The organism is Butyrivibrio sp. MB2005 (assembly GCF_000424285.1).
Taxonomy (GTDB): Bacteria; Bacillota; Clostridia; order Lachnospirales; family Lachnospiraceae; genus Butyrivibrio.
This window is the reverse complement of the sequence record NZ_KE384158.1, coordinates 132,913-158,427: the sequence shown is the minus strand read 5'-3', so window position 1 is coordinate 158,427 and position 25,515 is coordinate 132,913. Positions and strand designations below refer to the sequence as shown.

Here is a 25,515-nt window from a genome sequence, read left to right as displayed (position 1 = left end):
ATGGAAAAAGCAAAGATCAGAATTGGCCTGGCACCTACAAGAAGAAGCATTTTCAGTGCTCCCGATGCAATTAAGTTCGCGAACCTCACAAGAGATAAGCTTGATGAGCTTGGCGTAGAGTATGTAGATATTAAGGATATTAACGAGGAAGGCCTCCTCTATGATGATGAAGACAGAATCAAGATCGCTGAGAAGTTTAAGAGAGAAAAGGTTGACGGACTTTTCCTTCCTCATGGCAATTTTGGTACAGAATATGAGTGCGCAAGACTTGCTAAAGAGTTGAACGTTCCGGTACTTCTCTGGGGACCTCGTGATGAGAGACCTGAGCCGGACGGAATGAGACTTCGTGATTCACAGTGCGGACTTTTTGCAACAGGTAAAGTCCTCAGAAGATTCGGCGTTCCCTTCACATACATGACAAACTGCAGACTTGATGATCCTGAATTTGCAAGAGGCGTAAAGGATTTCCTTGCTGTTTGTAACGTTGTTAAGAAGTTCAGAAACATCAGAATTCTTCAGATCGGTCCCAGACCCTTCGATTTCTGGAGCACCATGTGCAATGAAGGTGAGCTTCTTGAAAAGTTCAACATTCAGCTTGCACCTATTCCGATTCCTGAGCTCACAGCTGAGATTAAGACAGTAAAAGAAAAGACTCCCGATCAGGTTGCAGAGGTAGTAGCATACTGCCATGAAAACATGACCTGCGATATTTCAGAGGATCTTCTTACAAACGTAGCTGCTCTCAAGATCGCTATGAAGAACCTTGCAACAAAATATGGCGCAAGTGCAATCGCTATCCAGTGCTGGAATGCACTTCAGGGCGAGATAGGAATCATGCCCTGCGCAGCAAACTCACTACTTAATGAAGAAGGCATTCCTGTTGTATGCGAAACAGATATTCACGGTGCCATCACACAGATTCTTGTTGAGGCTGCAGGCATGAATGAAAAGAGAGGCCTCTTTGCAGACTGGACAGTTCGTCATCCTGACAATGAAAACGGCGAGCTTTTGCAGCACTGCGGACCCTGGCCCATCTCTGTTGCCAAGGAAAAGCCCACAATCTGCGTACCTGTTGCTTTCGAGCATAACGGAGCAGTATCAGCTGAAGCTAAGCATGGACTTCTTACACTGGCTCGTTTTGATGGTGACAATGGTGAGTATTCAATCCTTCTTGGACACGCTAAGGGTGTTGAGGGACCTTTCACAAAGGGAACCTATCTCTGGGTTGAAGTTGCAAACTTAAAGCGCCTTGAAGCAAAGGTAGTTGAGGGACCCTACATCCATCACTGCGTAGGTATCCACGAGGATATCGTGCCCGTAATCTACGAGGCATGCAAATACATCGGAGTTAAGCCCGATCTCTATGATCCCATCGAGGATAAGGTTAAGGCTTATCTTCACGGTGAAGACGTAGTTTTTGATGAAGTATGATCAGGAGGCAATACGTGAGTAATCTTAAAGCATTAGCATACAAATTAAGAAAAGATACAGTAGACATAATCATGGAAGGCGGCGGTGGTCACATCGGCGGAGACATGAGTGTTATGGAGGTTCTTGTATCACTCTATCTTGATAGAATGAACATCTCTCCGGAAAATCAGGATGATCCTGACAGAGACTTTTTCATCATGAGTAAGGGACACTCTGTTGAGGCTTACTATGCTGTTCTTTGTGAAAAAGGCTTCCTTGATTTTGATGAAGTAAAAAGTAAGTTTTCCAAATTCGGATCACAGTACATCGGACATCCCAACAACAAGCTTCCCGGCATGGAGATGAATTCCGGATCCCTTGGACACGGACTTCCTGTAAGCGTAGGCATTTCTCTTGGAAATAAGATGAATGGCAGAAAGAACCGCACATATGTGGTTATGGGTGACGGTGAACTGGCAGAGGGCTCCGTTTGGGAAGGCTTCATGTCAGGCAGCATGTATAAGCTTGATAATCTCTGTGCAATCATTGACAGAAACAGGCTTCAGATTTCAGGCAGCACCGAGGACGTAATGGCCCATGAGGATCTTTTCCAGAGAGTAAAAAGCTTTGGCTGGCATGTAATAAGTGTTGATGGTAACGACCTTGACGCACTTAAAGCTGCTTTTGATGAAGCTGAGGCTACTAAGGAAAAGCCTACCTGCATAATCGCCAACACCACTAAGGGCAAGGGCTCAGCAGTTATGGAAAACAAGGCATCCTGGCACCATCACGTGCCTACTGCCGAGGAGTATGAGCAGATAATGAAAGACCTTGATGAGCACATTAAGGCACTTAGCTAAAATCTGGAAGTATATGGCCAATGCCAATAACAGGCGGCGGTTTGATTTGGAGGTCATTTAATGAATAACATACCCAATAGAAAAGTAATCTGTGATGTGCTCATGGAACATGCAAAGGATGATAAGGATATCGTGGTTCTTTGCAGTGATTCCAGAGGTTCAGCATCACTTGCACCATTTTTTGAAAATTTCCCTGAGCAGTCAGTGGAGGTCGGAATAGCAGAGCAGGATCTTGTAAGTATCGCAGCAGGTCTTGCAAAAACAGGTAAAAAGCCCTTTGCAGCGTCTCCTGCAAGCTTTGTTTCAACAAGAAGCTATGAGCAGGCAAAGGTAGACTGCGCATACTCCAACATGAACGTTAAGCTCATCGGAATAAGCGGCGGCGTAAGCTACGGCGCACTTGGAATGAGTCACCACAGTGCACAGGATATAGCTGCTATGGCAGCAATCCCCAACATGAGAGTATATCTGCCTTCAGACAGACATCAAACAAAGTATCTTGTGGAAGCTCTTTTAAAGGATGAAAAGCCTGCATATATCAGAACCGGCAGAAATCCTGTAGAGGATACCTATACAGAGGATAACTGTCCCTTTGAGATGGATAAGGCAACCATTGTAAATGAAGGAAGCGATGTTACAATTATCGCTTGCGGTGAGATGGTTAAGCCTGCAGCAGATGCAGCACAACTCCTTGAAAAAGAAGGCATCAGTGCTGAAGTTATCGATATGTACTGCGTAAAGCCTCTTGATACTGAAACAATCATCAAGTCAGTTCAGAAGACAAAAGCAGTTGTAACAGTAGAAGAGCATGCACCCTTTGGCGGCCTTGGATCAATGGTTGCACAGGTTGTTTCTGCAAACTGCCCTAAGAAAGTTCTTGAGATCGCACTTCCCGATGCACCTGTTATCACAGGTACATCCAAAGAAGTATTCGATTACTACGGAATGAATGCTGAGGGCATAGCTAAAAAAGCAAAGGAAGCACTGGCATGAGCAAATATATTTTAGGCATCGATCAAAGTACCCAGGGCACAAAGGCTATTATTTTTGATGAGAAGGGAGCTTTGGTTGCGAGAAAAGATCTTCCCCACAAACAGATAATTAACGATAAGGGCTGGGTTGAGCATGATCCTGAAGAAATTTACAAGAATACAATAGGTGTCGTGAAGGAAGCGGTTACTTCCTCCGGCATCGATAAATCTGAAATAGCAGGTGTTGGAATCAGCAATCAGAGAGAGACTTCCATAGCCTGGAAAAAGGATGGCACACCTGTATACAATGCTATTGTATGGCAGTGTGCAAGAGCAGAGAGTATCTGTGATGAGATAATGCAGCAGGGTCATGCAAACCTTATAAGAGAGGCCACAGGAATAAATCTCTCACCCTATTTTCCTGCAGGCAAAATTGCGTGGATCCTAAGAAATGTTCCGGAAGCCAAAAAGCTTTCAGAAGAAAATGCGCTCCGCTGTGGAACAGTAGATGCATACCTTGTTTACAGACTGACCGGTGGAAAGGTATTTAAAACCGATTATTCAAATGCATCAAGAACTCAGCTTTTCAATATAGGAAAGCTTTGCTGGGATGAGGAAATCTGCAAGATTTTTGACATACCTGTAACCGGACTCCCGGAAGTTACTGATTCTGACGGAGATTATGGCGAAACGGATTTTGAGGGATTTCTTGATAAGCCTGTACCGATCAGAGGTGTTCTTGGTGATTCCCATGGAGCATTATTCGGTCAGGGATGCCATGAAAAGGGAATGGTCAAAGCCACTTATGGCACAGGTTCATCTGTGATGATGAATATCGGAAAAGATAAAGTTTTAAGTGACCACGGTCTTGTGACATCTCTTGCATGGAGCATGGGCGGCGAGCCTATGTATGTTCTTGAGGGAAATATCAATTATTCCGGAGCTGTCATCACCTGGCTCAAGGATGACCTCGAGCTTATAAGCTCAGCATCTGAGACAGAAGAGCTTGCAAGAAAAGCATCTGAGGATGATCATTCATATCTTGTTCCTGCTTTTTCAGGACTTGGAGCACCTTATTGGGATGGCAAGGCAGAAGCTGTTATCTGCGGCATGACCAGAACCACCAGAAAAGCGGAGATAGTTCGTGATGCCCTTAACTGCATTGCCTATCAGATAACAGATATAGTTAAGGCCATGAATGATGATGCCGGCGTTCCCATCACAGAACTTAGGGCTGATGGAGGTGCTACTAAGAATGGTTATCTTATGCAGTTCCAGTCAGATATCGTGGGCGTTCCCGTAATGGTTCCCCCGGCTGAGGAACTGTCAGCCATGGGCGCAGCTTATGCCGCAGGGCTTTCACTAGGAATATATAACAAGGCAGAGCTTTTTGACGGAATAGAGAGAAAAGCATTTACGCCTTCTATGGATAAGAGTGAAGTAGATAAAAAATACAATGGCTGGAAGGCCGCAGTAAGAAAGGTACTTCAGCCATAGTTCGATGTTTTGTGCTATGAAGAGGGGATGAAAATGATACTTCGTGAAATCAGAGAAAATGAATATGACATTTTGAAGAATTTTTTGTACGAAGCCATTTTCATTCCTGAAGGCGCAAAGCCACCTGCGAGAGACATAATAGAGCGGCCTGAACTGAAGCTGTACTATGAGAATTTCGGAAAAGGTGAGGCAGATCACTGTATTGTGGCAGAGGATGATGGCAGAGTCATCGGCGCTGTCTGGACCCGAATCATGAACGATTACGGACATGTGGATGATGATACTCCGTCAATGGTAATTTCTCTTTATAAGGAATATCGAGGTAAAGGCATCGGAACAAGACTAATGGAAAACATGCTTAATCTGCTAAAGGAAAAAGGATTTAAGCAGGCTTCTTTATCTGTTCAAAAAGCAAACTATGCTGTTAGGATGTATGAAAAAGTCGGCTTTAAAACAGTGGCTGAAAACAGCGAAGAATACATTATGGTTTGTATTCTGTGAGGTGATGTTTATATGAGGAAGAAGTTTTGCTGATTGAACATACAACGAGAAAGAAGAGGCTTATATGCTTAATTGAGAAAAGCGTATAAGCCTTTTTCTATATGGATTATTACTTGACATATGAGTATTCCAAATGTAATATATTATCAAGAAATGTGGTTGGCATTTATGCCGAGCCGTACAGCTATTGCTCAAGCGGGGTGCTACGTTTCTTTTTTATTGTCACAATGTCATATAAGTATAACTTATTTTCGGAATCACACCTTATTACCATTCTTCCACGGAATGTATTCGTTCCTATAACCTCTCCTTTGTCATTTGTTACAGATAAACAGAAATGAACTGTTCCTCTCAACCAACCATTGGGTGAGTCTGATTTATGCTTGTCATCTAGATTTGAAAAATACTTTATTTCAGACAAAGTTTGGATTAACTCGGGAATAGCTTGAGCAGCGTTTGCTTTTGCTTTCCCTATAGTGCCATGACTTTTAGTAGAATCCTTACTGTTAGCATATTCATCAGGGAAATCAGAAGCTATATTAACAGTTTTACCATTTTCTTCGACAATAAATTTTTTACCGATATACTTTTTTAAGTATTGCTCAACCCCATCCCAGTCAATTTTTCGTTTTCCACTGATTCGGATATTCTGTATTTCAACAATCTTTTTACCATCATCAGAAATAATAATTTTGGCATCGGGATTGTTCTCCTCCATGTGGGTAAGAATTGTGCGATTTTCGGATATCATTAGTGTATATATTCCTCCAAAATGTTTCTTTTTTGTTCCTCGAATATGCTTATACCAAGGACATAATTAATTTTCTCATAGAAGATGTCCGATAAGATGTACTCTAATGAAGATACGAAGAGATAAGAAGAGGTAAGAAGGTGCAATAGTGGCATTGGCACAAGATACATGAATGTAGAGGGTATGCTACCCTATGAAAATATGGTGGCTTCATACATTAAAGGTAGCGGAAATCATGTAATGTATCGAGTGACTCCGGTTTTTAATGACAGTAATCTGTTGTGCAATGGAGTTATTATTGAAGCACTTTCTGTAGAAGATAAAGGGAAAGGGATTAGTTTTAATGTCTTTTGTTTCAATGTACAGCCAGGAGTTATAATTGACTACAAGGATGGTAGTAATCAAGCGGATCCCAATTATCTGGCAGATACTTCAGAAAAAGATAATGAGTTTAATGAACAAACTCCGGAACAACCTTTGGATTCAAATGTTATCACAGGAAGTTATGTAGCAAATAAAAATACTAAAAAGTTTCATTATTCTTGGTGCAGTAGTGTTGAAGCTATGAAAGAAAAGAATAAGCTTTATCATAATGGACCAAGAGATGAACTTATCAATAATGGTTATGTGCCTTGTAAAAACTGTAATCCATAGAAAGGAAGATTTTCATGATAAAAAAGATATTGTTGTGTGGAATAACGTGCTTTATTTCGTTGATGGCGCTTGTAGGATTTGCCACAAAAGGTGGCATAATTAGTGGAGTTCTATTTCTCCTTTTAGCTGTAGTTGTTTCACCATTGCGTGAAAAGGTATTGCAGTTTATACCTGAACAATTTAGAAAAAAATGGATTACTGTAATCGTGAGTATAGTGTTATTTATTGTTGGAACTATGTCATTTCCTACATCAGATAATACAAAGGCGGTAGATGATAAGCAGATTGAAGCAGAAGTTTTAAGAATTATACCGGAGAAGACATTAGAAGATAATAAGAAAGATGATTCAGGCAGTGATAAGTTGAAGGACAGTGATTTAGTAAAAGTATCTGATGAGAAATGCGTGAACGAAAATAAGAAAGATTCAGCTGGTGTATTAAATACCTCCCAAAAATCCGATGAGAAGAAAACAACTGAAGCCAAAGACGATAAACCCTTGGATGAGGATAAAAACAATATAGTGACAACTGAGATTTCGCCAGATCAGGCTGCTAAGGAAGAGAACAAAGCCAAAACAGATATCGACGAAAAAACAGATGCTTTACCTAAAGATGAACAGTCTAATGAAGTAGTTCAACAAGAACAAGAAAATAAAGTCTCTGAAGAGGCAGAAGGAATTGCGAGTGAACCCGCTGCTTCAACTGAAGTTGTATCAGATACTTCAAATGTGGAAAATGTTCAGGAGGAAACAAGTCAGGGCGGTGGAGGAAATGGCGATAACTTTAATACATATGACATTCCTGAACAACAAAATACAGAAGAGACATATGTATTAAATACTAATACAATGAAATTTCATTATCCGTCTTGCAAATCTGTGAAAAAGATAAAACCAGAGAATTATGCTACTTCATCTGCTAGTCGTGATGAACTGATTTCACAAGGATATGATCCGTGTGGTAATTGCCATCCATGATAAACAGTTGTTTATCAATATTCGAGTATTCGACAACAGGTTTTTATTCTCGACAACATTATTCAACAGAAAATATTAGATTATAATAAGAGTCATTAAAAGTTCTGGCAGAAATGTCGGGACTTTTTATTTGAGCAATTTTTAGTACTTATTATTCAGCACAGTATATGCTATTATAAAATTAATAAAATTTTAATAATTTCTTTCTGTGAGGGATGACAAGAATGAATGCGATATGCGTCGATGACGACGACCTTATACTGGATCTTACGATTTCCTTTATGGATGAATCGGGTTTCTTCGATGAAGTGATCGGATTCACGTCGGCAAAAGAAGCTATTGAATACGTTGAAGATAACAATGTAGGCGTGGCACTTCTTGATGTTGATATGCCTGAGATGGACGGCGTTACACTGGCGGCTAAGCTCAGGGAGAAAGATCATAAAATTTCTATTGTGTTTTTAACCGGATATGCACAGTATGCCCTTGATGCGTTTTCGGTACACGCAGACGGCTATCTGCTTAAGCCCATTGAAAAAGAAAAGTTGTTCAAAGAGCTGAAGTATATAGTCGAGAATAAGGAAGAAGAGACACCTTACCTTATTAAGGCAATGACCTTTGGGAACTTTGATGTTTTCAAAGATGGAGAGACAATAGTATTTAAAAGATCCAAATCAAAAGAACTGCTTGCTTATCTGATTGATCAGCGAGGCGGAACAGTGACAAGACCTGAAGCTTTTGCGGCATTGTGGGAGGATGGATTTTACGATCGCTCAATGCAGAAGCAGATGGATGTTATAGTGCGAAGTCTGAAGGAGACACTGGCCAAATATGAGATAAGTGACATTCTGGAAATAAAAAGTGGATCAATGCGAATAAAACCTGAATTAATAGATTGCGATATGTACAGGTATTTGGACGGAGATAAGGATGCGATATCAGCATTCAGAGGAGTCTATATGAATTCCTATTACTGGGCCAGCCTGACAGAAGCAGAGCTTCTGGATGATTTTTAATGAAAAAAAATGAACCCGGATGCAGGAGAGAGTGCATCCCGGTTCACTTTATCGCAGCACCTATATTCAATACAGATACTTTATTTCACTTTAAATCTCCCCCTCAAGAAATCTAAATGAATTTACGATACGTCTTCAGTATAAGTACCTATGTCCAACATATGTCCAACAAAGGATTGGTATTTATAAAAATATTTTTTTAATGGGAGATTTATTATGATTTTACCTGTATCTGACGCTTCGAAAGCAAAGATAATGGTCGTGGATGATGACCAGTTTAATTTGCAGTTTGTCAGGAAATTACTTGAAGGAGTAGATGTCCAGCTAAGGATGGTCACAGGTGGGGAGCAGTGTCTTAAACGCCTTGATGACACTTTTGATATGGTGCTTCTTGACCGAATGATGCCCGGAATGGATGGAATAGAGACCCTTAAGGAAATCAGGAAGCTCTATGCCGACATGCCGGTACTTGCTGTAACTGCAAGCGCTGAGGAGGATGGCAAGGAATTCTACACAGACCTTGGCTTTACGGATTTACTTCAAAAGCCCATAGAGGGCGATAAGCTTAAGGATGCTTTGCAAAACTATCTGCCTTCTCAGAAGAATCCATATTCTGAGAAAGCTTCTGCTGAAGTTAAGGAAACTACAGATGATGAAGACCAGGAGCTTTTGCAGGAGATATCAAAAATAGAAGGTATCTCTGTTGAGGATGGTCTTAAGTTCTGCGGAAGTGCCAAATCTTTAAAGAAATTCCTGAACAATTTTGCAACGGCCATAGATGGCAAATCCCTTGAAATTGAGGATGCTTACGACAGAGGAGATAACCTGTTTTTTACAACCAAGGTTCATGCTCTTAAGAGTACATCCAGAATTATCGGTGCTACCGAGCTTGCGCAGCTTGCTGAGGCAGTTGAAAAAGCAGGCAAGGAAGAAGATTTTAATTTCATAAATGAAAACAAGGATAAACTCTTGACTCTTTATCGCAGCTATAAAGAAAAGTTAAGGGTTATTTGTGATATAATGAAATAAGTGTCAGATTGCTAAAAGACGAAAGTCATGGAGCAATTCGTATTTCATTTATTTGTTAAAAATAATATGCCTGCAGGGGGACCTGCGGAAAGGGGAGTTGTCATGCAGATTTATGTTTCGGAAAACGTAGTTCGAAGTGGCGACGGAACGAGAAATCACCCGTTCCGCTTTATTCAGGAGGCTGCAGATATCGCAAAGCCCGGTGATGTTGTAATAGTTGCACCCGGTATCTACAGAGAGTATGTTCATCCGGTCAATTCCGGAACAGAAGATAAACCAATTGTTTATACCTCAGTGGAACCTCTCGGAGCAGTAATTACAGGCGCTGAGAGAGTTACCGACTGGGTTCATTTTAACGGCGACGTATGGAAGGTCAATGTGCCGAATAACATTTTCGGCAGCTACAATCCCTTTACTGTTCCTGTAAAGGGCGACTGGTTCTTTTCACCCAAGGAGGTTCATACTGGTGATGTCTACCTTAATGGCAGATCCATGTATGAAGTTTCTTCTATTAGTGAGTGCGAGAATCCTCTTGTTTTCAAAGCTTCCTGGGAGCCGGATTTTTCTGTATTCACATGGTTTTCAGCGCAGGAGTCCGGAGATACGGTTATCTTCGCCAATTTCCACGGTCTCGATCCCAATGAAGAAAATGTAGAAATAAGTGTCAGAAGAAACTGCTTCATGCCTTTGGAAAACGGCATAAACTACATTACTGTTTCAGGCTTTTCACTTAGGCAGGCTGCTACACAGTGGGCTCCGCCTACGGCATATCAGGATGGTCTTATCGGACCTCATTGGGCAAAGGGCTGGATCATTGAGGACTGCGAGATTTCAGAGTCCAAGTGCAGCGGTATTTCTCTTGGAAAATATTTACAGCCCGGTAATGATAACAAGTGGACTACGACTTTTCATAAGGATGGCACACAGACAGAGAGGGATGCAATCTGTCAGGCTGTAAATGAAGGCTGGAATAAGGAAAATATCGGGTCTCACATTATCAGACGCTGTGATATTCACGACTGTGGTCAGACCGGTATTGTAGGTCACCTTGGCGGTGTTTTCAGTACAATAGAAGATAACCATATTTACAGGATAAATAATAAGCAGAATCTTGCAGGTGCAGAGATCGGCGGCATTAAGATGCATGCTGCAATTGATGTTGTGATCAGAAGAAACCACATCCATAACTGTACAAGAGGTCTGTGGCTTGACTGGCAGGCGCAGGGTACAAGGGTTACTCAGAATTTCTTCCATGATAATACTCCGCCCCAGGGCTGCGAGATTTCAAATCCCCTTAGTCTTGGCGAGGATATCTTTGTTGAAGTGTCTCATGGCCCGACGCTTATAGACCACAATCTGATGCTTTCAGATATTTCCATGAGACTAAGCACTCAGGGAATTGCCCTGGTGCATAATCTTATAAACGGATCATTTTCCTATGTGGGAAGCGGTACTGACAATGGCGGTCTTAAGTTCCAGAGCTGCAGATATACTCCGTACCATGTACCGCATTCGACGGCAATTGCAGGATTCATGACGATCCTTCACGGAGATGCCAGATTCTACAACAATATCTTTGTTCAAAAAGAGATACGCCAGGATTTAAGAGACTATGTGAACAGCATGGATATGGGAACCATGGAGGAGTGCAATCTTATCTGTGGAACTGTGCCCTATAACGGTTATCCCACTGCAGCGAAATATTTTGAGTCCCTTAAGCCTGATTTTACTAAAAAATTCGGCCCCGGCTACAATGACAAATACTATGATCATCTGCCTGTTTGGGCTTACGGCAACGCGTATTTCAATGGCGCTAAGCCCTGCGATAGCGAGATAAATCCTCACATCGAAAATAACCATACAGTTAAGATTATGGTTTCAGAAGAGGAAGGGAATTTCAGACTTCACACCAATCTCTATGAGTATCTGCCCAGGGCTATGACAAGGATGATTTCCACGGAGATCTTGGGCGAAGCCTTTGAGCCTGAGCAGCGATTTGAGAACAGAGACGGTACTCCGATTTTATTCGATACCGATTACTTTGGAAGAAAAAGAGGAATACACCCTCTCTGCGGACCCTTTGAAGAGGGTGCAGGGGACAGATTCACCGTATTTTTCAGCAGCAATGATGACAGGTCGATCTCTTTTCATCAGAAAGATCGTCTTGAAGGCAGACCAAGGAAAAGAATCGTTCAAAAAGAAGAGCCTGAGGCTGTAGAGATACAGTCCAATATAACCATGACTAATTGCGAAAATGTCTCATTCCCTTATAATGGATCACTTTTCCAGGTGCAGGACATTTTTGTAAAAGGAAATACAGCGTGGCTTCGCGACCTGAAAACGCAGAAGCTTATTGAAGTTGACTGTGAATATGGCATATACTCTGAAAAGACGAAATGGAAAGTTAATTCACTTCAGTCAATTGATGCTTCCATGGATATGAATATGGGCGGACTTGTTCAGACAGTTGGAACTTTATTGTGTATACTAAGTAAGAGCATGACACATGATCCCGTTGATGCCTGCAAGACTATCAGCGACAGAGTGAACAAGGAATTAGAGCCCAGGATCACCATGAGGCTTACACCAAAATATTTAAAATTTATACAGGAGAAGAAGTTTATTTCGCTTGAAGATGTAATCTACAGAGTCAAAACATCACCTATTGAACCGGTGACAGAAACTGTAGAGAATCTTTGATGCTTTTTGCGAAATATAGTAAGAAATGGAAAAAAGAACTAATTGGTACAAACTTGATAATGCGGCAAAAATCATACCATCTACGGTAAGAGGCGCAAATACCAGGGTTTTCAGAATCTGCTGCGAGCTCTTTGAGGATGTTGATGGTGAGATTTTGCAGAGAGCTCTTGATGAGACCATAGATGAATATCCATTTTTCAATTGCATTTTGAGAAGAGGGCTGTTCTGGTATTATCTGGAGGATTCCAATCTGAAATGCGTGGTGGAAGAGGAGCATCTGCCTGTTTGCAGTGCACTGTATCTTCCCGGGAAAAAGAGCCTTCTTTACAGGGTTATCTACTATAAAAAGAGGATAAGCATGGAGATGTTCCACGTACTGGCAGACGGTACCGGAGCCTTCAGCCTTTTTAGAAGAATTGTCACAAGATATCTGGAGATCGCCCATGATTTCCACGTTGACGGAGATTTCTTCGGAGCAGAGATCGCATCACTTCAGGAGATGAATAATGATGCCTTCAAACATTTCTATCAGAATGTTAAAGGATTAAAGCAGCTTAAGAGCCTTTCATCCAATCACGCATATCAGCTTCACGGCGAGACAGATGCCAATAATGAATCTCACGTTGTTGAGGCGACGGTTTCAGCTAAGGCATTCAAAAAGCTGGCAGAGCGTTATGGCTGTACGGTAGGTGTTCTTAGTACTTCTATTTATATAGCTGCAATCATTGATACAATGTCTACGGCTCAGAAAAAGAAGCCCATCATTGTCAGCGTGCCGGTTAACTTAAGACAGTATTTTAAGTCAAACACCGCAAGAAATTTCTTTGGTGTAATCAGTATCAGATTTGAGCCTTTGGATTTCGACAATACACTGGACAGCATAATCAAGGTGGTAAGCGAATCCTTTAAGAAGCAGCTTGAGCCGGAGAGAGTAAATAACACCATGAATTCATATGCGGCTCTTGAACACAATCTTGCTATCAAGGTTGTTCCGCTTTTTATAAAAGACTATGCCATCGGCAGATTCGATGCAGCTGCCAAGAGCGGCGTTACCACATCCATTTCCAATATGGGTGTTATAAAAATGCCTGCGGAGGTTACTCCTTTCATCGAGAGATTCAGCGCTTTCATGACCGCCTCCAAGGAACAGATTACAATCTGCAGCTTCAGAGACAAGATGGTATTTGGTGAGTGCTCCGCATTTACTACGCACCCCACAATGCTGAATCTTTGCAGAAGAATTACTGCAGAGGGAATAGGTGTTGAACTTGCAACCAATGATTTTGACATTGTTCCCGAAAAACATAGTTCTCACGAGGTGAATAAGTAATGTTATATTGTCCGAAATGTAAAATTGCCATAAGAGGCAAAAAGCAGTGCTGCCCACTTTGCGAAGGCAAGATCCTTGATAAGGATGGCATGAAAAGAGCAGCCATAGATGAAGATATTTATGATATAGATGATTTTGAAGATGATGACGAAGCATTTCCCATTCTCAATGAGAGGAAAATCACAGGCGTTACCTTCATGAGAATCTGCACCTTTATACTTGCTATTGTTATAGTTGTCTGCATCACTCTCAGATACCTTTTTGGTGAGATGATGTCCTGGACAGGAGCTACCATTCTTGGAAGTATTGTGGTGTGGCTTGATATAATCGCCATAATGAAATACCGCTACAATATTCTTAAGGTACTGGCAGTGGAAGTAATGGTGGCCATAATCGTTGATTACTACATAGATAAGATGACGGGCTTCTATGGCTGGAGCGTTGTATGGATGATTCCGTTCTGCCTTATCGGTCATACCATTGTGACCTATATTATTGCTAAAGCGATGAAGCTCAGATTTGAAGAATACATTTCTTATATTGCTTTTGACGCAGTACTTTCCTTTGCTCAGATATTCTTTATCTGGAGAGGTGAAAATCATCTTCCTTATGCTGCTGTTTTCACCATGGCAGGCTTTGCCATCGTAATGGTTGCAGCCATAATCTTCAGGTTTAGAGAGCTTAGAAGCGCTGCGGGAAGAATGTTTAACGTATAAAATGATGATCTGCTTTTCATAAAAAATTGCTTTTGAGGGGGGATACCTTTATGGGTATTCGTGAAAAAAGACAGATTCGAAAACAGATGTTGGAGCTTCATCTAGGGGATTTTGTAGAGAACTCCATCGGAAAAAGAATTGTTGAAAAGGATATGCTGGCGCCTGAGCTACCGGAAGAACCTGAGAAAAAGGTCTGGTACAGGGTGCCTGTGCCAATGGGGATATCAGGGGATGGCTCCGAATACTATATCTATGTCAAAATAGCTGATCCCAAAAAGCTGTGTATATTTTTCTCTGGTGGGGGCGTAGCCTGGAATGAATATACGGCTGCAAGACCCGTTTCAGGCGGCAAGGTGGCAGCTGCACTTCCCAATTATTATTGGAATAATCTAAGACCTTTCACACAGATAATGAATATTGATATGGGAATAATGAACATGAAGGATACCGGCAATCCCTTCAGGGACTACAGTATCATCGATATTCCCTATGCCACAGGCGATTTTCATGTGGGTAACAATGAATTTCCATATAAAGGTGAGGACGGGGATAACCATGTCCTTTATTTTCATGGATATTTGAACTTCATGGAAGGTATGGCAAGAGCAAGGAATCTTTTTGGAAGTCCCAAGAAGCTCCTTATAGCCGGCAACAGCGCAGGCGCTTTTGCGGTACCTGCACTTACGGATGAGATTTTAAGCGTGTGGTATCAGGGTGTAAGCGATGTAACAGTCCTTTCAGACAGCGCGCTACTTTTATATAAAAAGTGGGTTTCTACAGCAAGGGAGGTCTGGAAGGCGCCGCAACCGATTTGTGAAGCAATAGATTCAGATAATATAACTCTTAGCTGGTATAAAGCTCTTTATAAAAAGTATGGAGAGAAGATCAGGTATCTGTACTCCAGCTCCACGAGAGATTATGTTTTAAGTGCCTATTATAATGATGTTACCTATAAAAAATACGCCACTGATGAGGATGTACAAAAGGCATATTTTGAGCAGCTAAAGGAAATGGTGGCTGAACTTAAAAAGATAACTCCCAATTTCCACATGTTTATAAATAACTGGGAAATACCGCTTATAACCAAGGGAGGAACGGTACACACGGCTGTCAGGGAGCCTTATTTTACGAGGTTTACTCAGGATGATGTGACAATGGCCAGATGGCTTTATGATGCGGTGAACGGGAATTTATATGATGTAGGCATGGAACTTCTTGAGTCAGACTAAATTTTATCGTATTTTATGCCGAAATATCATTTGTAAAATGGTAATGAAAATACTATGGGGAACTGCTTATGCGAAGGGGGACTATAGCAAAAACAATTAGAAGAACCATTCTTGCATTGTCCTGTATCACTTTTATAGCCGGTACAGGTGTTTTTGCTGTTCAGATGTATTCTGAGCAAAAGAGCAGTGCCAATATGAAAAAGGTCCAGGCCATGGCGTCCGTATCTGTTCAAAGGACAGGGACAGTAAGCGCAGCCACAGAGGATCCCGCAGAAGAAAATACCAACCTGGTTACCCTTAAAATGGAGTATCTCACAAAAAAGAATTCCGATATGAAGGGATGGCTCAGAATCCAGGGAACGAATATCGATTATCCCATTATGTTCAAGGAGGATGATAACGACTACTATCTTGAACATGATTTTTTCAAAAACTCAGACAGGAACGGGCTTCTTGTTCTTGATAAGAGATGTAACAGTGATATGAACGACAATCACCTCCTTATTCATGGTCACAACATGAAGTCGGGGGCAATCTTTGGAACGCTTAAGTATTTCAAGGATGAGCAGTATATGAGAAAGCATCAGGCATTCGAGCTTGATACTGCCACAGAGCAGAGGTTTTATGAAGTTATTGCTGTTCTTGATACGTCAGCCAACGGAGAAAACGGCTTTAAGTATTCCGATTACATTAACCTGGATGATAAAGAAACTTTTGATACATACGTTGCCAATCTTAAACACAGGTCACTTCACAAGATTGCTGCAACAGCCACTTACGGTGATGAACTTTTGACATTATCGACCTGTGACTACACTATGAAAAATGGAAGACTTCTTGTGGTTGCAAAAAGAGTCTGCTAGAGAAAAGGGGAGTTTACTATGAAGAAAATCAGGATTTTACTGGCAATTCAGGTATTTGTGCTGATGCTTATGGCACCTGCCATGGGTCAGAAGGCTCTGGCTGTAAAAGTTGATATCAAGGACAACTATGATGCGGGACTTCTTGATGATGAGAAGGACACCGATAAAGAGAAAGCTGAGGAAGCAGCTGCAGCAGAAATCGCGAGCTCAGGTACATCAGCAAGTAAGGCATCAAATAACGCATCAAGCAAAGCCAGCACAACAACCAATAACAATAATAATGCTACGAGTACATCGGCATCCTCGGCGTCATCAGCAGCTTCAACTCCGACTACTTCAGTAAGCGCAGCATCATCTGAATCTACTTCAGTTGCGGCAACTGTGGCGACCACCACCAACGATCTGCCAAAGACAGGAGATGACAACAGGATTGCCATTACCTTTATAGTGATGCTGGCAAGCCTTTCTGTATTCCTTACAACTCTGCTTGCTGGGCGTTTTGGCAAAAATGTTTAAGATTTAATTGAAAAATACTTATAAATTGGCTATAAACTTTCCATAAATTATCCGATATAATGACAGTAAGTGAAACCGAATATGAGGGGAGTTAGATTTATGGTTCATGTTTTAGCAGCGATCTTCTTTTTGATCGCAGTAGCTGTTATCTGGTTCGTTCCCAGAACAGCTCCGGAAGAATAACTATTGGACGAATGACCGCAGCTTTGGCTGCGGTTTTTGTCTGTCTAAAAATAATTTCAAGAATATACTTCAAAATAAAAATCCTAAAATACATTACAAAATTAATGTCAAAAGAGATTAATTTTGCCATCTTGCAATAACGCGTCAAAGTGATAAAGTTTTTCTAAGTTGTTTTTATAAAACATCAAGAAACTTGATTAAGTTTAATTGATTTAGAAATCGGGTTTCGGGGAGAGAGAAATGTTATCAAAAGGGGAATATCTGAAAGATCTTCTTTACCGTTATCAGGTAAATTTCGATATAAGTGAAAATTACAAATTGGAAAATGTGACTTATCCTGCTTATGCATATTTTCATTCATTCAGTGAGAAATATGTACTTAGGAAGGAAGCTCAGCTTTGGGCGGTAAATGCATTTGAGCATGTATTTTTCATAACAGAGGATGAGTTATCAAAAGCTACTCTTGATCTTGTAAGAGAGCACATTACGGAAAGCATAGAGCCGCAGCTTGTAAGAAAGGGCGGCAAATATCCGCAGAAGGATCACATGTGCAGTTATATCACCTTTGTGCTTCTTACAGATGGCGAACTTTCTGATGAAGTGAAAAAAGAAGTTAAGAAATTCAGATTCGACAAAGGCTACATGTTCAACTTCAGAGGTCACAGCGAAGCCAGAATAGCAGCAATTTCCATGAAGACAGAAGAGATTGTTACCAATTCCAATGCAAGGGATATGAGGAAGCTTTTGCAGGATGTTTTTGATAAACAGGGGAGAAAGGAAATAAGCCCATCTTCAGGTGAAATAGCCTGTTGATATACATAATGGGGAATAAGGAGGAGAGAAGTAAATGAATGCAGCAGTACTTTTGATCGCAAGTTTAGCCATTCTTGCCGTAGGTTACGTGGTATATGGCGGATATCTTGCAAAACAGTGGGGAATTGATCCTAAGAGGAAGACACCGGCTCACGAGCTTGAGGACGGAATGGATTATGTTCCTGCAAAGACCCCGGTGGTTATGGGACATCATTTTTCATCAATAGCAGGTGCAGGCCCTATTAACGGACCTATTCAGGCAGCGGTTTTCGGCTGGGTACCTGTTTTACTTTGGGTTCTTATCGGTGGAATTTTCTTTGGTGGTGTGCATGATTTCGGTGCACTCGTAGCGTCCCTTCGTCACAAGGGACAGTCAATCGGTGAGATCATCGACGATTCAATGGGAAGAAAAGCTAAGAGACTTTTCCTTACATTCGGTTATCTGACACTGCTTCTTGTTGTTGCAGCTTTCAGCTCAATCGTTGCAAGCACATTCGGCAGCACAACATCAGCAGGCGCAGCAGTTGAAGGAGCAGCTCTTGCAGCAAATGAGTCAACAGCAATGATTTCTATTCTGTTCATTGCACTGGCTATGGCTTTTGGATACTTTGTTTACAGAAAAAATACTAACATCGTTGTAGCATCAGTTCTTGGCGTAGCCGGAATTGCAGCAATCGTGGCAATCGGTCTTAATTTCCATCCGATTTCACTTACATACAATTCATGGATGTGGATTGTTGGCGCATACATCCTTGTTGCCAGCGTAACTCCTGTATGGATTCTGCTTCAGCCCAGAGATTACCTCAGCTCATTCCTGCTTTACTTCATGATCGCAGCAGGTGTGATCGCAGTTATCGGCGGTGTAGTAAGCGGAAACGGAAGCTTTTCAGTTCCTGCTTTCGGCGATGCAGCACTTAAGGGAACAGGCGTATTTACAACAGGTACAGCTTTCCCTGCACTTTTCGTAACAATTGCATGTGGAGCTATTTCAGGTTTCCACTCACTTGTATCTTCAGGAACAACAGCTAAGCAGCTCGACAACGAGAAGCATGCACAGCCTGTAGCTTATGGTTCAATGCTTATCGAGTGCGCAGTTGCAGTTATTTCACTTTGCGCTATCGGCTTCGTATGGAGCGCAGCAGCAGAAGGCGCTTACGCAAGCCCTACTCAGGTATTTGCAGGCGGCTTATCAGCGATGATCGGATCCTTCGCACCCAGTCTCCAAAACATCATGTATCAGATGCTGATCCTTGCAGTTTCAGTTTTCTGCCTTACATCGCTTGATACAGCTACACGCCTTGCAAGATATATGTTCCAGGAATTCTTCGTGGATCAGGATGTAGACAAGAAGGATCTTGCAGGCTACAAGAAGGTTCTCGCTAATCCTTACGTAGCAACAGCTATCACAGTTGTACTTGGTGTAAGCCTTGGTATGACAGGTTATACCAAGATCTGGCCTCTCTTTGGTGCAGCTAATCAGCTTCTTGCAGCAATCGGACTTCTTGCAGTATGCACATGGCTTGGTCAGGTTGGAAAGAACAACAAGATGTTCTATGTTCCCATGGTATTCATGCTTGCAGTAACTATCTGCTCACTTGTTCAGACAATTATGGCTAAGATGACAGCATACCTTAGCGGAGCAGCTGATGTTTGGGCCCTCATCCAGTCAGCTATCGCAGTTCTTCTGATCGCTCTTTCACTGGTGCTTGCAGGAATTGCAGCAAAGACGCTTTATGGTCAGTATGTTGAAAAGAATGCAAAGAAGGCAGCATAAGTAATTTCATAATTTGAAAAATGTAGAAAAGGTGCATGAACCTTATGGAACATGCGCCTTTTTTATTGCGTATATTCAGACGGAATGCTAAAATTTATTCTGTTGTGTTCTGCAACATTCAATATTTTTGTTGGGAGAAAAATCTATGAAAAAAATCAATTATTTTTTAGCAAGGCTCGTATTTGCAGCTGCTTTTTTGTTATGCATTTTTAATGCATGGAATATGAGCGCAAGGGCAGCTGTTAAGTGCGATGATACTGTTGAGGTTATTTATTACAAGGGTGGTTACTACGCTACAGGTAATGATTACCTTTTTGATTTGGAAACAGACGCAAGAGGTGACGACATCATTAACCTCAAGACCAGCAGCAAGCATCTGAAGGTTTTTCGGGTTAGCTATGAAGAATATACAGAAAGTACCAAGATGGGAATTGGTATATGGACCGATAAGAAGGGCAAATATACTTTTGAGTTTGATGTTATTACAAAAAATGGTGTGATAAAGGATCACAAGGTAATTACCGTAAAAGTAAAAAAGCCCAAAACGCTTGAACAGCAGGAGCCCTGCAAGAAGGTTATGTATGCGAAAAAAAATCTTCTAAGCGACAATTTCTACAGTCTTTTACGCATCCCCAAAAAGGGAAAACTTAAGATTACCATGAAAAAAGGTTATAAGCTTCTTGAGGTATGGTATGGAGAGACAAATCTTGAGGACTCTAATAAAGCTGACTGGCACCGGATTAAAAACAATACGGTCATAAAGTTAAGTAATCGTCACTATCAATATCACTCTTCAAATGGTAAATTCAGAAACGATCTTGACAGAATGGAGGCTGATACCTTTATCTGGATAAAGTATCAGAATAAGAAAACAAAGGAAATATCAAGTACTTACTATACCATCAGCAGATTGGTGAATTTCGCAAAATAAGATATTACAAACAGATAGTGTCAAATGATCTATGAAAAAAATGAGTCAAAAAAATAGGCTCAGATGAACCTTGAAAATCGCAGATATTTACATTGAGGTAGCCGAACGCCACCCTTGACAGCACAATAAATAACTGCCGACGGTTAATCACCGACGGCGAAGAACTCAAGAGCAATCAGGTTTTCTCCGTCGATTTCAGCAGTTTAGCAGTTATTTATTGTGCTATCAAGGGCAATGCCGCTAACGCGGTGGCTGGGTTATTACCTCAGGCTCAGAATCTAAGAGCAATCAGCTGGCTGACTGAAGTTCCAGGATTTTCTTCTGCCCGAAGTAGATCATCGTTTGCCATCGTGCTGGCATGTTTTCAGCATTTGACAGTATCTCGTCTACAACTGGAGGTTTATATCCATTGTGCTTGTGAGGTCTCAGGAAGTTGTAATAGGCAACCCAGAGAGTCAGATCATAGTTGGCACCATCGTAATTATCGAAGCCGTTTGTAATGCGATATGAGGCTTTGTAGGTACGGTTCAGACGCTCTATCATCTGCTTGAAGGGACGGAACTCTGTGGATACTTCATCATCATTCTGCAAGCCTATTACCTGGGTGATTTCAAACTTGAACTTATCTCCAAACTGCCTGAAGAATTGCTGGGCAGCCAGAGGATACGCACTGTATCCATCAGCGATAAACTTGAAGTTCTTCGGAAGTTCAGTGATACCCTTAAAAGCCATTCTCATTGCAAGAATGCATGGACCAACACCACGGTTGTCGGATACCTGATAACCGATGATTGCGCGGGTAGCTGCATTTAAGATGAACCAGATATAGCCTTTTATACCACGGACTTTGATATATGTTTCGTCGGCGGTAAAAACAGATCCCTTCTCATAGGGATAGTCATCAACGAAAGGTTTGACGCATATGGCTGCTGTTTTGCAGTAGTTGGCGATCTGCTGATGGGATATGGATATACCGTACAGATCAGATAATGCCTGCCGTGTTTTACGGAGAGATAAGCCCAGGTTTACGTGAAAGGTCAGACACAGAGACATGATATAAGCGTTATGTTTGCTGAACTTAAGAGATGATGCATTCTTCGGAAGAGAGTTTAAGTCCATCTTAAAAAAGTCTATCGTGAACTCACGGTAGATGTAGTGAAGCTTATATTTGTTCTTGCCATAATCTTCGGCAAGGTCTTCTTTATCAACCTTTTTGAGATTGTGGAGATAGTAAGGACATTTAGGATTTACACATTTATGGATGACAAAGTGTTTTCGGTCTTTCTTGCGAACAAGGGTATGCTGGCAATGCGGACACTTGAGGGACAACTGGTTATCAAATCTGTTATCACCGGGAGTGAATGCAGTCTGGCAGATCTTACACAGTATCTGACCTGCCTTGCCGTTATTTTTGTAGAGATAAGGCTGAGGAGCATGACATGATGGGCAGGTGCAATCCTCCGGGATGTCGCACTCAGAACGTCTCTTGATAGGCTTAACCGGTTTTCCGTAGCGCTGGGTGTAGTAGTTGTTGAGATCTTTCCAGTCCCAGTCCTGATGATAATAGACAATCTTAGGAAGTTCATCCACTTTGAACTTTTGATATTTGGGAGAATGTGAGTCATCGAAAGCCCACTGTTTGAGCGGTATATATCTGCAGATGAAGTTAATAAGCCAGCAATTCTGTTGATAGAGTTGGTGGATGATTTCAAGTAAATAAAGTATAATGTTCATGAGCATTGAGTCCTTTTCGGAGATGTTGATTTGGTCGTTGACATTATACCAAAAAGGGAGGTCAATGCTCTTTTTATTTTGAACTCCCGATAAATCAAGGTTTTAGAACTAAAAATGGGTAGTTAATTTGACACTACCTACAAACAACGAGAGGATTAAAAATGAAAACCAGGAATAAATGGACAGGATTATTAGCCTTATTATTTGCAGCGATATTACTCGTAACCGGGAACCATGCCATTACTGCTAAAGCAGTTCAGTTTTCGGTGAGAGATACCTTTCCGCCCCGTAACTATACACCTAAAAGAATAAGGATCAGAGTAGATTCTGCTTTCAATCACGCTATGGAGGCAGAATATGATGGAGCAGTACATGTAGAGAACATAAAAACTTATAGTAAGAAGTTTAAGGCTTTCAATACTCAAACATTAACCGCCTACAGAAATAACGAGCTGATCACTGAAATTGATATGGGATTTTACGCTTTAAAGGCAGGAAAATACAAGGTCACCTTTGATATTGTAAAAGAGGATGGAAGTCGTGAGAAAAAGAAAATCATGGTCTATGCTTACGACGATTACCCCATTAAGAAGATAACCTTTGGAGGTAAACAGATTCCGTATCCTGCACTTGATGAGTTTCCAAGAATGAACTATCCTGCAAAAGGAAAGTTTAAAGTTACCATGACTCCGGGATACAAACTTGTGCGAATAGAAAAGATATCCTATAAGCATGCGACAAAGGAAAATGGCGAAATAGAAACCGTAAAAGATATTAAAAAGGTAAAAAACGGATCATCGGTAGCTTTGTCAAATGTGGCATATAAAGTCGCATTTAAGTTCTATGGTTATGAAGTTTCAAGCCATGAAATGAATGCGCAGACCAAATTCCGTATCTATTACAAGGACAAGTATTCAAAGACTCTTGAATACAGAGACTTTGTCTTATATAAGCTTGTGAACTATGAGAAGTAAGATTGATAGAATCCCCCATCTGATGGGGGATTTTTGCTATGGCGATGAAGGCGTTTTGCCGATTGATTCGCTCCGTATGTAGTCTCTTTGACTCTCGTTATCTTCGTGAGATTATTCTAATGCCCATGTGCATAATAATAATCATCACTCAGATATAGAGACTCAAAACGACTGCATGAGGGGCTTTCTCTATCGTCCCAAAACGCTCTTCAAGATTTTTAGTGGGAAATGATGGAAAATCAGTGTACAGAGAAGCTTGAGAATGGTGCTGAAAATGCCAGAAAGCTGCTCTGCGCACTGATTTAGCGGTAAATAAGGTGTAATCAGTGCTCAGAGAAGCTTGGGAAAGGTTTTGAGAATGGTAGAAAGCTGCAGTGCGCACTGATTTAGCAGTGAATGAGGTGTAATCAGTGCTCAGAGAAGCTGGAAGGTGGATTTGAGAAAGGTAAAAAGCCAGTCTGCGCACTGATTTAGCGGGGAATGAGGTGTAATTAGTACTCTGAGAAGCTTGAAGATGGATTTGAAAATAGAAAAAAAGCCAGCCTGCGCACTGATTTAACGGGAAATGAGTGGTAATCAGTGCTCAGAGAAGCCGGAAGATGATTTGAGAATAGAAAAAAGAAAGCGTGCGCACTGATTTAGCGGTAAATGAGGTGTAATCAGCGCTCAGAAGAGCAGGAAGTTGATTTTGAGAAAGATAAAGACAGGCTGCGCAGAGAAAATGTCCATTTCGTCTCAAATAGAGGCGCAGCAAAATTATGGAAAGTATGCCGAAGCCTTTCTGCGCAGAGGAAAATGCGAATATCGCTAAAATAGAGGCGCGAAAATGTTCTTGAATAGCTTGAAGAGGGACTCTCACGCAGAGGAAAAGGAGATATCATTAGAAATAGAGGCGTAGAATTTTTCTGAAGGGCTATTTACATGGATTTTGCGCAGAGAAATTTGCAAAAACACTTAAAATAGAGGCGTAGAGCCCAATCGAACATGATTCCGAGGGAGTACCGCGCAGAGAAAATGGCCAAATCGATAAAAATAGAGGCGCGACCCTACTATTGAAACTTATAATAAAATAAAATCCCCAAAACCGCATAACCATGCGACTTTGAGGCTAAGCAGAACACGGGAGTCGAACCCGCCTCTTCAGCTTGGGAAGCTGACATACTACCGATGTACTAGTCCTGCAAATATCAGTGCCAATAACTACTTTTAATTCAAGTAATTGTTCAAACAACTATTTAATAATAGCCAAATTGTGCTATAATTTCAAGTGGTATGAACAAGTAAAATTTTAAAATTGTTGGGAGGTAGTGTTATGGCAGTAGATAAGGCAAAAGCAGTAGAAAAAGGTAAGGGATTCGCTAACGAGTTCCGTGAGTTCATTATGCGTGGCAATGTCATGGATCTGGCAGTCGGTGTTATCATCGGTGGAGCATTCCAGGGAATCATTAATTCTCTTGTAAATGATATTATTATGCCGATCATCAGTATGCTGACAGGTGGCATTGATTTCTCGAACTGGTTTGTTTCTCTTGATGGATCAAGCTACAGCACACTTGCAGCAGCTCAGGAAGCAGGAGCAGCAACACTTAATTATGGTGTATTCATCACAGCTATCATCAATTTCCTGTTAATGGCTCTGGTTATCTTCTGTATCGTTAAGTCACTGAATAAGCTCAGTGATCGCGTTAAGAAGGAAGAAGAGGAAGCAGCACCTACAACCAAGATTTGCCCTCACTGCAAGAGTGAGATCAATATCGAAGCAACCAAGTGCCCTTGCTGCACATCTGATCTTAAGTAAAAAATAAGAGCCCCGGAATTTCCGGGGCTCATTTAGCGTCTTGACTATGGTAAGCAGCAAATGCTTTATGCGCTTACTATAGATGTATAGATTATTACATTTGATGCTTTACTACTTCATACTCATTATTATTTCTATAGTATGGACATTCGCTTCTTGAATTGTTCATCAGCTTGGCGTAATCGTCCTCATCCATGTTGACACCGCAGTAGTAGGTTTCATCATCTTCGTCGTATTCGTAATAGGTGCAGTCATCACAGTGCATTTGCATAAATTTGTTCCTCTCTG

General features: G+C 41.3%; 23 protein-coding genes and 1 tRNA gene. 20 read left to right on the top strand and 4 right to left on the bottom strand.

The annotated features are described in order from the left end of the window. Genes G610_RS0117320 through G610_RS0117300 form a run of 5 tightly spaced genes read left to right on the top strand, consistent with a single transcriptional unit; the run spans position 1 to position 5,239 of the window. Positions 1-1,431: an L-fucose/L-arabinose isomerase family protein gene (locus tag G610_RS0117320; protein WP_026494824.1), complete on the top strand. Its 1,431-nt coding sequence runs from the start codon at positions 1-3 to the stop codon at positions 1,429-1,431. 14 nt (positions 1,432-1,445) lie between these two features. Further along, positions 1,446-2,270: a transketolase gene (locus tag G610_RS0117315; RefSeq protein WP_026525778.1), complete on the top strand. Its 825-nt coding sequence runs from the start codon at positions 1,446-1,448 to the stop codon at positions 2,268-2,270. Positions 2,271-2,330: 60 nt separating this feature from the next. Beyond that, positions 2,331-3,263 (top strand): transketolase family protein, encoded by a 933-nt coding sequence (locus tag G610_RS0117310; protein WP_026525777.1) that lies wholly within the window; start codon positions 2,331-2,333, stop codon positions 3,261-3,263. After that, positions 3,260-4,738, top strand: coding sequence for a glycerol kinase GlpK (gene glpK, locus G610_RS0117305; protein WP_026525776.1), 1,479 nt, complete (start codon positions 3,260-3,262; stop codon positions 4,736-4,738). Before G610_RS0117310 ends, glpK begins: the two co-directional genes overlap by 4 nt. 27 nt (positions 4,739-4,765) lie before the next feature. Further along, on the top strand, positions 4,766-5,239 hold the full coding sequence (locus G610_RS0117300) for a GNAT family N-acetyltransferase (RefSeq protein ID WP_026525775.1): 474 nt from the start codon (positions 4,766-4,768) through the stop codon (positions 5,237-5,239). Positions 5,240-5,423: 184 nt separating this feature from the next. Here G610_RS0117300 and G610_RS0117295 read toward each other — a convergent pair whose 3' ends face one another. Next, on the bottom strand, positions 5,424-5,990 hold the full coding sequence (locus tag G610_RS0117295) for a hypothetical protein (RefSeq protein WP_242829675.1): 567 nt from the start codon (positions 5,988-5,990) through the stop codon (positions 5,424-5,426). A 183-nt stretch (positions 5,991-6,173) separates the two neighbouring features. Here G610_RS0117295 and G610_RS21500 point away from each other — a divergent pair, with 183 nt between their 5' ends. The 13 genes from G610_RS21500 (at position 6,174) to G610_RS0117225 (ending at position 20,721) form a co-directional block, all read left to right on the top strand. Next, the gene (locus G610_RS21500) at positions 6,174-6,644 is read left to right on the top strand and encodes a DNA/RNA non-specific endonuclease (RefSeq protein WP_242829674.1); all 471 of its coding nucleotides are present in this window, start codon (positions 6,174-6,176) and stop codon (positions 6,642-6,644) included. A 14-nt stretch (positions 6,645-6,658) separates the two neighbouring features. Continuing rightward, positions 6,659-7,621 (top strand): hypothetical protein, encoded by a 963-nt coding sequence (locus G610_RS0117285; RefSeq protein ID WP_026525773.1) that lies wholly within the window; start codon positions 6,659-6,661, stop codon positions 7,619-7,621. Between the two features lie 224 nt (positions 7,622-7,845). Beyond that, entirely contained in the window at positions 7,846-8,637 is a 792-nt protein-coding gene (locus G610_RS0117280) for a response regulator (protein WP_026525772.1), read from the top strand. A 216-nt stretch (positions 8,638-8,853) separates the two neighbouring features. Further along, a complete protein-coding gene (locus G610_RS0117275) occupies positions 8,854-9,666 on the top strand; it encodes a response regulator (RefSeq protein WP_026525771.1) in 813 nt (270 codons plus the stop codon). A gap of 102 nt (positions 9,667-9,768) precedes the next feature. Beyond that, entirely contained in the window at positions 9,769-12,366 is a 2,598-nt protein-coding gene (locus G610_RS21495; protein ID WP_081667591.1) for a right-handed parallel beta-helix repeat-containing protein, read from the top strand. 25 nt (positions 12,367-12,391) lie between these two features. Beyond that, positions 12,392-13,696: a hypothetical protein gene (locus G610_RS0117265; RefSeq protein WP_026525770.1), complete on the top strand. Its 1,305-nt coding sequence runs from the start codon at positions 12,392-12,394 to the stop codon at positions 13,694-13,696. Beyond that, positions 13,696-14,412 (top strand): DUF6320 domain-containing protein, encoded by a 717-nt coding sequence (locus G610_RS0117260; protein WP_026525769.1) that lies wholly within the window; start codon positions 13,696-13,698, stop codon positions 14,410-14,412. The genes G610_RS0117265 and G610_RS0117260 overlap by 1 nt, the downstream gene beginning before the upstream one ends. Positions 14,413-14,462: 50 nt before the next feature. Further along, complete coding sequence (locus tag G610_RS0117255) at positions 14,463-15,641, top strand: pectin acetylesterase-family hydrolase (protein WP_035797887.1); 1,179 nt, start codon at positions 14,463-14,465, stop codon at positions 15,639-15,641. Positions 15,642-15,709: 68 nt separating this feature from the next. Beyond that, positions 15,710-16,504 carry a class B sortase gene (locus tag G610_RS21490; RefSeq protein WP_051198094.1) on the top strand — a complete coding sequence of 265 codons (795 nt, stop codon included), beginning with the start codon at positions 15,710-15,712 and terminating at the stop codon, positions 16,502-16,504. Positions 16,505-16,522: 18 nt separating this feature from the next. After that, positions 16,523-17,020, top strand: coding sequence for a hypothetical protein (locus G610_RS0117245; RefSeq protein ID WP_026525767.1), 498 nt, complete (start codon positions 16,523-16,525; stop codon positions 17,018-17,020). Positions 17,021-17,443: 423 nt separating this feature from the next. Then, positions 17,444-18,016 (top strand): hypothetical protein, encoded by a 573-nt coding sequence (locus tag G610_RS21485; protein WP_051198093.1) that lies wholly within the window; start codon positions 17,444-17,446, stop codon positions 18,014-18,016. 34 nt (positions 18,017-18,050) lie between these two features. Next, entirely contained in the window at positions 18,051-19,790 is a 1,740-nt protein-coding gene (locus G610_RS0117230; RefSeq protein ID WP_026525766.1) for a carbon starvation CstA family protein, read from the top strand. Positions 19,791-19,935: 145 nt separating this feature from the next. Beyond that, positions 19,936-20,721 carry a hypothetical protein gene (locus G610_RS0117225; RefSeq protein ID WP_026525765.1) on the top strand — a complete coding sequence of 262 codons (786 nt, stop codon included), beginning with the start codon at positions 19,936-19,938 and terminating at the stop codon, positions 20,719-20,721. Positions 20,722-21,009: 288 nt separating this feature from the next. On the opposite strand, the gene G610_RS0117220 is transcribed toward G610_RS0117225, so the two are convergent. Next, positions 21,010-22,455: an integrase core domain-containing protein gene (locus G610_RS0117220; RefSeq protein ID WP_026525764.1), complete on the bottom strand. Its 1,446-nt coding sequence runs from the start codon at positions 22,453-22,455 to the stop codon at positions 21,010-21,012. Positions 22,456-22,616: 161 nt separating this feature from the next. On the opposite strand from G610_RS0117220, the gene G610_RS0117215 reads away from it, so the two are divergent. Beyond that, the gene (locus G610_RS0117215) at positions 22,617-23,429 is read left to right on the top strand and encodes a hypothetical protein (RefSeq protein ID WP_026525763.1); all 813 of its coding nucleotides are present in this window, start codon (positions 22,617-22,619) and stop codon (positions 23,427-23,429) included. 1,111 nt (positions 23,430-24,540) lie between these two features. Here G610_RS0117215 and G610_RS0117205 read toward each other — a convergent pair. After that, positions 24,541-24,611, bottom strand: a tRNA-Gly gene (locus G610_RS0117205). A gap of 130 nt (positions 24,612-24,741) precedes the next feature. On the opposite strand from G610_RS0117205, the gene mscL reads away from it, so the two are divergent. Further along, a complete protein-coding gene (gene mscL / locus G610_RS0117200) occupies positions 24,742-25,227 on the top strand; it encodes a large conductance mechanosensitive channel protein MscL (RefSeq protein WP_051198092.1) in 486 nt (161 codons plus the stop codon). A gap of 94 nt (positions 25,228-25,321) precedes the next feature. Here mscL and G610_RS23360 read toward each other — a convergent pair whose 3' ends face one another. Further along, on the bottom strand, positions 25,322-25,498 hold the full coding sequence (locus tag G610_RS23360; RefSeq protein ID WP_196808061.1) for a DUF6472 family protein: 177 nt from the start codon (positions 25,496-25,498) through the stop codon (positions 25,322-25,324). Between the last annotated feature and the right edge of the window lie 17 nt (positions 25,499-25,515).